At 44.6% G+C, this 6,875-nt stretch carries 5 protein-coding genes; all 5 read left to right on the top strand.

Going from position 1 to position 6,875, the window contains the following annotated elements; genetic code table 11:
* The first annotated feature begins 324 nt into the window (after positions 1-324).
* The 5 genes from FYJ59_RS11830 (at position 325) to FYJ59_RS11810 (ending at position 6,764) form a co-directional block, all read left to right on the top strand.
* Positions 325-2,184 carry an AAA family ATPase gene (locus tag FYJ59_RS11830; RefSeq protein WP_154497590.1) on the top strand — a complete coding sequence of 620 codons (1,860 nt, stop codon included), beginning with the start codon at positions 325-327 and terminating at the stop codon, positions 2,182-2,184.
* A gap of 66 nt (positions 2,185-2,250) precedes the next feature.
* Positions 2,251-3,636 carry a leucine-rich repeat domain-containing protein gene (locus FYJ59_RS11825; RefSeq protein WP_154497588.1) on the top strand — a complete coding sequence of 462 codons (1,386 nt, stop codon included), beginning with the start codon at positions 2,251-2,253 and terminating at the stop codon, positions 3,634-3,636.
* Positions 3,626-5,392, top strand: coding sequence for a radical SAM/SPASM domain-containing protein (locus tag FYJ59_RS11820; RefSeq protein WP_154497585.1), 1,767 nt, complete (start codon positions 3,626-3,628; stop codon positions 5,390-5,392). Before FYJ59_RS11825 ends, FYJ59_RS11820 begins: the two co-directional genes overlap by 11 nt.
* Positions 5,382-5,750: a hypothetical protein gene (locus FYJ59_RS11815; protein WP_154497566.1), complete on the top strand. Its 369-nt coding sequence runs from the start codon at positions 5,382-5,384 to the stop codon at positions 5,748-5,750. Before FYJ59_RS11820 ends, FYJ59_RS11815 begins: the two co-directional genes overlap by 11 nt.
* Before the next feature lie 12 nt (positions 5,751-5,762).
* Complete coding sequence (locus FYJ59_RS11810; RefSeq protein ID WP_154497563.1) at positions 5,763-6,764, top strand: hypothetical protein; 1,002 nt, start codon at positions 5,763-5,765, stop codon at positions 6,762-6,764.
* Positions 6,765-6,875: the final 111 nt, after the last annotated feature.

Below are 6,875 nucleotides of genomic sequence, written 5' to 3'. Positions count from 1 at the left end.
TTCATAGTCTGACCTCCTGACGCTGGTCAAAAAAGTTAAGCGCTAAACTTTTTTGACTGTGTATAGTATGAGACTATTATTGCAGATGAAAGTTGATTGCAAAAGGTACTTGCTATGGAGCATTTACTTTTAGGATTAACAAAAGGAGCGAATAATCATGAAGAGATATAGGTTTTGAGAGCCAGGGTAGGGGGTATTGTCACTGGTTCAATCACAATAGTGTAATTTCGAGCAAAAAGCCAAAACAGAATTGATATTTTGCTCGAAATAATGTATACTTTGAGCAGAATAGGAAATTCTAGTTTCAAAGGAGATGTGGGGGTTATGAAATCTAGTGAACAATTTGCAATTGAATGGAATCGTTCAAAACGTGCAATCAATGATTTGTGCAATAAAGGAAAAATCCCAGGTGCTATAAAAGAAGGAAGAAAGTGGCTTATTCCAGATGACGCAGTAAGACCTGTTGATAAGAGAGTTTCTTCAGGGAAGTACGCAAAAAAGAAGACTGCGAATAATAAGTCATTACCTATTGGTATTTCTGATTATGTCAGAGCACAGGCAGATTATTACTATGTAGATAAGACTTTGCTTATAAAGGAATTCCTTGATCAGAAGCCACTGGTTTCTTTGTTTACAAGGCCGAGACGTTTCGGAAAGACATTGAACATGGATATGCTCAGAGTTTTTTTTGAGATTTCAGAGGAGGATACAAGTAAATATTTCGAGAATAAAGCAATCTGGAGATGCGGTGAAGAATATCGCAGACAGCAGGGACAGTATCCAGTTGTATTCCTTACTTTCAAAGATGTTAAGTTTGATTCCTGGAAAGCAACTCTTGATAAGATTAAAGATCTTTTGCAGGAGGAGTTTGGAAGACATCAGGAGATTGCGGATAGTGATAGACTTGCAGAGTATGAAAAGACCTATTTTGCGAAAATCATAAATGGCGAGGCCTCAGAAGTTGACTTGACTGTATCATTAGCAAAGTTATCTCAGATGCTTACAAAACATTATGGTAAAGCGCCAATCATTATTATTGATGAATATGACACACCGATTCAAGAAGGTTATTCCAAGGATTTTTATGATGAAATAATTGGATTCATGAGAAATTTCTTCTCTGGAGCATTTAAGGATAATAAGAATCTAACTTATGGATTCCTAACTGGTATTCTTCGGATTGCTCAGGAGAGCATCTTTAGTGGCCTGAATAATTTAACAGTGAATTCTGTGATGGATGAAAAGTATGATCAGTTCTTTGGATTTACTGCTTCAGAAGTCAGAGATATGCTGGAGTATTATGGTGCCCTGGATAAAGAAGCAGAGCTGAAGGATTGGTATGACGGATATTTATTTGGATCTACAGAGATCTATAATCCGTGGTCAGTAATCAATTATATTTCTAAAGGCTGCATTCCGCAGGCCTATTGGGTAAATACCGGAAAAAATGAAATTCTGGAAGATGTCCTTAAGGTGGCAACGGATGATATTACTGAAAGACTTTATTCTTTGCTACAAGGCGAAAGAGTTATTGCCCAAATTGATCAGAATGTTGTTTATAGATCTCTTTCAGAGGATCCGGCAAATATTTACAGTTTACTGTTAGTAGCTGGCTATTTGAAAACACCAAAGAAAGAATTGCAGGCAGATGGTTCTTATCTGTGCGAGGTATCCATTCCGAACAGAGAGATTGCAGCCGTATATAAGAGTGAAATATTATCGCACCTGTTACAGATTGGAGCTATCACAAGAACGACCGCCAATAAGATTGCAGAAAGTCTTTATGCAAATGATTATAAGAAACTGCAGAAAGCAATTGCTGAATATATGGATAAATCCATCAGCTTCTATGATGCTGGCGCAGAAGGGTTTTATCATGGATTAGTTCTTGGTTTGATCGCTTTGATGGATAATCAGTATAAGATTAAGTCAAACAGAGAGTCCGGGGATGGACGATATGATATTAGTCTATTCCCAAGAGAAGGTAGATATCCTGGAATCATTATGGAGCTTAAGTGGAAAAAGGACTTGAGTGCAGATGAGCTTTCAGGGCTTGCAGATGAAGCGTTAATTCAGATTGATGAGAAGAGATATGACGCTGAAATGAAAGAAGATGGCATTCAGGATATTTTGAAATTTGGAATTGCATTTTCTGGAAAGAAGGTAAGTGTCAAAACAAAATAAGATTAAGCATCGTTTTGGAGACGAAAAAGGTGCGATGCACAGTAGAAAAGAAGGGAAAATAACGGTATGGGAATGGGAATGACTTTATTTATGGAGGCATTTGTGACAATACATATGTCTGTATTTGTGCTTTTGCCGCTGTCGAAGCTGATCTCTAAGGACAACAGCAGAAAAATCTTCTGGACCTTATTTGGGGTCAGAATCGCAATACTTTTATTTTTTGATTTCTTCATTACCACAGGAATCGCAATCGTGGATTTCATGGCGGTGTTTGTGGGAGCATTTATTGTGACACCCATTGCCATGAAAAAGGGTGTATGGAATCAAAAGCTAAGTAAACAGTCCGGGAAGGAAAAGGTGCAGACAGCAGCTGAGGCGGTGATCCATGCACCGGCAGCTGACGAAACGGTAACGGGCAGAATAGTGCATGCAGAGGATTTTGATCCGCTGTTTGCCATGTCCGAGGAGGATTGTGTCGAAGGGTTTATAAAACGTGAAATGCAGCGCGCCGGGATCACGGAAGAACAGAATCTGATCCCGGAGGATATGCTGCGCAGAAAAAACATACTGAATGCCGTTTTGGCGGTTCTGTTATTCGTATACATATCTCTGTTTTTCTTTCATTTTCCGATGAAAACTTATGTGATCGGACTCCTGATCCTGGTGGTATATGCATTTTTGACCAGCCGTTATCAGCTGATAAAATATTTGAAAAAGGAGATCAGATCCAGATCCCAGGAGAAAATCTCGAATATTGTCATGAATGTGAAGGCATCCATGGTGCCGGATTACAGCAAAAAGTTAAAATGGGCTCTCATGGCGGTGGCTGTGGCAGGCTCACTGCTGTTGTTCAGTAAGCCCAGGATCTTCTATGAGCAGGCAGATGACGGATATTATGTGCGGTTTTATGTCTATGGTCTGACGAATATGACTACGGCGACCATCCCCGATACCTATCAGGGGGAGAAGGTAGTGGGCCTGCGCGGCAACACCTTTTCCAATATGCCCTTTTTATCAGAGGTAACGCTGCCGGACAGCATTACAGAGATCCGCGGGCAGGCATTTAAAAACTGCAGAAGCCTGGAACGTGTCACATTGCCGGAGCATCTGACGTATCTGGGCGGGGAAGCATTTTACCATTGCAGCAGCCTGGAGGAGGTAAATCTTCCGGCGGGACTGACGGAGATCCGCGGCAACACCTTTGAAGAATGCAGCAGCCTGTTGCGCATAGAGATCCCGGATAACGTGACCAGGATCGGCGGACACGCGTTTTATGGAAATACCAGTCTGGAAGAGGTGGTGATCTCCCCGGACAGCAAGCTGCAGCAGATCGGGGCTTCCGCTTTCCGGTGCTGTGATTCTCTGCGGGAGATCACACTACCCCGGGACGTATCTGTCAATGAGCGTGCTTTCAAGGAGACACCTGTAAGGATCGATTACTATGAATACTAAATTTATTCATTTGTTATATGTGCCGACCATGGCATGTAACATGCAGTGCCGGTACTGTTATCTGGAGGACCACACCGTAGATACCCTGCGGGGCGGAGATTGCCTGGAGACCCTGCAATATGCCATCGCGAAATTCCGTGAAGCGGATGTGGTGCCCTTTAATATTTCCCTGCACGGCGGCGAAGTGACCACTTTACCAAAGCAGGAATTCCACGACCTGATCCAATATATCAGCAGTTACTATCAGGACATGCGTGAACTCATCACGGATGCCGGCTTCAGGGTGGGGCATCCCCACATCAAGACGAATCTGTACGGACTGGACAGACATATCGAGACCATCCGTGAGTTCAACGTGTCCATATCGGGCAGCCTGGATCTGCCTCTTTCCCTGCATGAAAAATACAGGGTGACGAAAGGCGGAGAGGGCACACTGGAACGGATACTGGATAATATCCGACTGCTGGAGGAGATCCCTGACAAGAAAAAAGTATCTGCCACGATCTTTCGGGAGCATTTTGAACAGCTGGATCAGATCATCGAGGATATCAGATTCCTGGACCGGAACACGTGCCTGGACATGAATGATTTTAATTTTATGATAGGGTTTGACTACAATTCCTGTGGCCTGCTGCATCACATGAGTGAAGAGGAACAGCTGATCTTTTACCGGCGGATGCACGAGGCTTTTGACGGGACCAATCTGGATGCCGGGGTCAACGGTGCATGGTTCGATGAGTTCGGACCGGAATACTGCACCAACTGCGATAATTGCGGAGAGAAATTTTTCCTGTTGGAGCGTAACGGAGACATCTATTCCTGCGTCAGAGGTCAGAAGAACGAAGATTTTTACTACGGTAATATCTACCGTGACACGGTGGACACTATTTTGAAAACCGCTGCACGGAAGATCTTCCAAAACCATAACAGACAACCGTTTCCCGAGGAATGTGCGAGGTGCGCTTACCTGTATCTGTGTAAAACGGGCTGCCCTTTTGTGAAAAACGTATATGGATCCGGCAAAAGCTACACCTGCCTGCTGCAACAGCAGATGTACCGGGACCGCGGCTATGCCCCGGATGCTTCTGCTGACGAGACGACATATGAATATGTGACGAAGATGCGCCTCGAGGAGCCGGAGAAGTATCTGCCTGCCAAAACAACCGCAGAATATCCTGCACTGGAACAGATCATTGTACAAGATGCGAAGCTGAAATATATCTATGACAACGGTGTGTTTGAACTGGACGTGGATGGAGACAGATATCCGCTGATCTCTCAGATCCTTAGGAAGTCCAGGGAGATCCTATATCTGACACCCATCAGTACGGTAAAGCTGCGTATGAAAAAGCATATGTTGCAGGAAGAATGCGATTATCCGGAAAACAACGCATTGTACCTGATGCTGTTGTCCGGAGATCTCGTGACTTACGGGGATGAAGGGAGAACAAAGCAGCGGCACATTGCCACGCATCAGATTTACAAAGGGGTGCTGGACCATTCCGGGGACAACGAAGAAGAATGGTATGTATATGATATTTCCGGGCTCCTGCGCGAATATGCAAAGGAATATGCCACGGGCAGCCCGAACAATCTGTTGTGCACCACTACGGAGCTGAGAGACTGCCATTACCGGAAGCAGGAAAATAATGCCTATTACCATATACAGGCCATCAATCTCCCCTTTCAGAACATTGAATTTTACTATCTGACACTGGAGCAAAAAAATGACAAGGAGGCTTTCCATGAATTTTGAACCGCAGACCTATGAAGAACTGATCCGCATGAAGCGTTGCGTGGAACTGACAAAATATTATGAGGTAACAGAGGAGGAGCTTTGGGAGATCTATCATTTCCTGGAGCAGGAGCCGGAGGCTCTCATCAAGGGAGGCAGACAGAATCTGTCCCTCATCATCGGACAGAATACCGCAAAAACCCAGAAGGTGATCATGGCGAACTGCACCGACAGCAGCATTGACGGAATCCTGTTGTCACGGACGGAATTCAAAGTGTTCCCTCATTACACACCATCCTCAGGCTCCGGCAGCAGCGGTGGTTCCTCTTCCAACAACAATAATAACAATAACAACAATAATAACAACAATAACAGATAGGACACGAAAGCAATGGCATTCATATCCGAAACACTTCAAATGCGCAGGCTTACAGAAAGCGGCGTCAATATCAAGACTACTTACATCGTCGATGGCACCCTGAGGTACCGGTCCACAGACGGAACCTGTCAGGATGACGTGCACAGTGGTATCCGCTGTCGCAAAGAATATTTCCGGCAGGGGAAATTGCTACATACAGAGAAAATCTTCGATTCCCGCATGGAGTATACCTATGTATCCGGAATGGATGAAGAGGCACAGCATACCTGTGAGAACTGCGGCTTTACCGGCAAAGTAAAGGAATTTGTGAACGGCTGTCCCTGCTGTGATGCGGCCTCCAACATTGACTACGCAGACAAGGAGCTGGGCAGCAAGCACCATTATGACCTGGTATTGCAAAGCCCGGTCTACCGGATCGTCACGGGAGTGGTAGACTACATCATATCATTCCTGCTATGCAGCCTGTGGATCATAAATACCTCCAGGACCTTCAATGGCTATGATGTGGGCAAGATTTTCATCTACAGCACAATCCTGGCTATGATCCTCTATTACTTTTTCTACCTGTGCGATGCTTATGCGGTATTGGGACCTGTCAGACGATACAAAGAAAAACAGAACCGTCGGCAGCAGGAATTCTGGACCGGCACCGGCATCGACAAAAAGCGGTTCTATAATAACCTGAACTACGAAGCCGGCAGACGCTACTATTCCCGACCGGATGTCATTGATTACGACATTATGGACTATACCGGTCTGCAGGAGCATGTGGAGAACGGCATACTGTGCGTGGATGTGGAGCTGCAGGTCAGACTGGTGTATCTGCGAGGTGGCCGGATAACATCCGCATATCAGAAGGATACCTTCTCCCTCAGCCACAACGACAGAGTCATGACCCTGGACAGTGGGATCCACGTGATCAAATGCCCCAAATGCGACGCCAATATTGATGTGACCAAAGGCGTGTGTGAATATTGCGGGACCGAGATCGACAGCCTGCAGGAATGGAAGTGAAAAATTACAAAATGTTGATGGGAAGTACATTTTTGCATTACAAAATGTTGATTTGAGGTACTTTATGGTGAAAAGAAAAGCGAAAGATTACATTAAAGTACATTAAAGTTA

Origin of the sequence: Waltera intestinalis (assembly GCF_009695995.1) — a bacterium.
Lineage (GTDB): Bacteria > Bacillota > Clostridia > Lachnospirales > Lachnospiraceae > Acetatifactor > Acetatifactor intestinalis.
Note: the sequence above shows the minus strand (reverse complement) of the source record. Positions and strands in the feature narration are given on the sequence as shown.

What these genes read in the sequence shown, in the direction of transcription:
- FYJ59_RS11830 (WP_154497590.1), top strand. Translation starts at nt 325, where the DNA reads ATGAAATCTAGTGAACAATTTGCAATTGAATGGAATCGTTCAAAACGT.
- FYJ59_RS11825 (WP_154497588.1), top strand. Translation starts at nt 2,251, where the DNA reads ATGGGAATGGGAATGACTTTATTTATGGAGGCATTTGTGACAATACAT.
- FYJ59_RS11820 (WP_154497585.1), top strand. Translation starts at nt 3,626, where the DNA reads ATGAATACTAAATTTATTCATTTGTTATATGTGCCGACCATGGCATGT.
- FYJ59_RS11815 (WP_154497566.1), top strand. Translation starts at nt 5,382, where the DNA reads ATGAATTTTGAACCGCAGACCTATGAAGAACTGATCCGCATGAAGCGT.
- FYJ59_RS11810 (WP_154497563.1), top strand. Translation starts at nt 5,763, where the DNA reads ATGGCATTCATATCCGAAACACTTCAAATGCGCAGGCTTACAGAAAGC.